This is a genomic window from Streptococcus oralis (genome assembly GCF_001579175.1).
Classification (GTDB): Bacteria; Bacillota; Bacilli; order Lactobacillales; family Streptococcaceae; genus Streptococcus; species Streptococcus oralis_O.
Genome location: NZ_KQ970761.1, coordinates 132,530 through 134,379 on the forward strand (window position 1 = coordinate 132,530; position 1,850 = coordinate 134,379).

Consider the following 1,850-nt stretch of genomic DNA (forward strand, 5'->3'; position numbering starts at 1 on the left):
AAATAACAAAAGTCTAAAAATCAAATACAAAAACTAGCTTAACTCAGTCGCTAAAATCAGAGCATTTAAACCTGAAAAAGACTAACAAGAAAAAACAACAGATCTTTATCTGTAAGATGGAACTCTACATCTTATTTAAATTGAGTCAACTTGTCATGTTGTAAAATGGCTTGGTTATCTTCTTAGCCATAAATTAAGAAGCGCCCTCAGCAAAGGGAAGATACTACATCAGTGAATATAAGCTTAAGTCACTGCACTACTTCAACTTAAATTAAAAAGACCTTAAGATTTTCCTTAAGATCTTCTTTAAAAGTAGACAATATACATATAGAAAGGAAAGAACTATGGCAAAGAAGAGACGTAGTCGTGCTGAACGACGAGAAGCTAAAGAGAAAGCTAAGAAACAACAGATGGATTCTCTAACTACTTTCGAAGGCCGGAAACAATTCGTCCAATCAAAAGGACTAACTAATCTAGTCACGCGCTTTAAAAAAGGAAAGGGTATCAAGCGAAATGAATCCAAAAAAACGGGAGAGGACATTCATTTAATCCATACCGACCGAACTCTTCATAACTACGCTGGTTCCTGGAGCAGATTCGCTTCCTTTGTTGCCTCAATAACTACTGCCGAAGATTTAGAAGCTCTTGATAAATCTAACGATATTGAGGGATGGATTGACTTAGTGAATCAATACTTAGAACATTGTAAGAAATTAGGACTTTCTGCTCCAACCCAGTCAACCTATAAAGCAGCATTAGCCAAAGTTTTAGGAGTACCTTCTACCGCTTTTGTTGCAACAGATATTCGATATCGAGCCGACAAAAAGAATAATCGTTTGAAGTCTAATGACGACAGGATGTCTGAAGAAACAAATAATCGCTGGTTCTCAATCGTATCTGCCACTGGGTTACGAAAAAATGAATTAAAAGCTATTACTGGAGACTCCCTCTACCAACGTGAGGATGGCCAATATTATCTTAAAATTATTAGTAAAAAGCATAAATCAAAAGGAGCACGAGACCGATGGGTTCCGATTATTATGCGAGACAAAGAAGAATTAGAAAGGCTTGTTGAAGAATTTAAACTAGCTGGTAAAAAGCGTGTGTTTCAAGTTCCATCTGCTTTAAAACCTCATAAATATCGTGCAGAATACGCAAAACGTCTTTATCTTCTTGTCGCGCGAGATCCCAAAGATATCAAAGATAAAAAAGAAAAAATTTATCTAAGAGGCGAATTAAAAGGTGTTGTCCTTGATCGAAAGGCTTGTTTAATTGTATCACGTGCTCTCGGACACAATCGACCAGAAGAATTTCAAAAATCCTACGCCTATAAGTTAATCTCACAAGCAAATTAAGTAACTTTTTCCAAACATTATGATATATCTCTCATTAAAATTAAAAAATTCAACTAAATAAAAATCGTACTGAAAGTATTGATTTCTTTCTTAACATTCTTGTTCTAAACTAAAAAAATTAAAGTAGGTAAGAACCTACTTTTTTCTTCAAAACCTTGTTACGACGCGTTTTTTAAAACACTCAAAACTGAGTGTTTTTTTTATTTTTAAAAATTTTTTTCATTTTTTAATTTGTTTTTTCAAAAAATGGGCGTTTTCTGAAAGATTTGTGGCATACTTCTAATACGCGAAAAAATGAATGTGTAAATTGAATTACAAATGCGGTTAAAATAATTTAACTGTTTTTTTTTTCAATCTCTAATACTTCCTAGCATAATTCCTATCAAAAATAATAGTAGAAAGGAAACGTTAAATCATGAAAGGGCAGACTAAAGTTTCTACTGAACAGAAACATTTAAATGAGAAAGAAATTCAATCTTGTTTTACTTTAATGAA

The 1,850-nt window shown here is 33.0% G+C and carries 1 protein-coding gene; it reads left to right on the forward strand.

Annotated elements, in window-relative coordinates; all coding sequences use genetic code 11:
* Nucleotides 1-344: 344 nt before the first annotated feature.
* The gene (locus SORDD24_RS09020) at nt 345-1,355 is read left to right on the forward strand and encodes a hypothetical protein (protein ID WP_061409725.1); all 1,011 of its coding nucleotides are present in this window, start codon (nt 345-347) and stop codon (nt 1,353-1,355) included.
* The last annotated feature ends 495 nt before the right edge of the window (nt 1,356-1,850 follow it).

Bases quoted from the DNA above. Each gene is read 5' to 3' on its own strand.
- SORDD24_RS09020 (WP_061409725.1), top strand. From the start codon at position 345: ATGGCAAAGAAGAGACGTAGTCGTGCTGAACGACGAGAAGCTAAAGAG.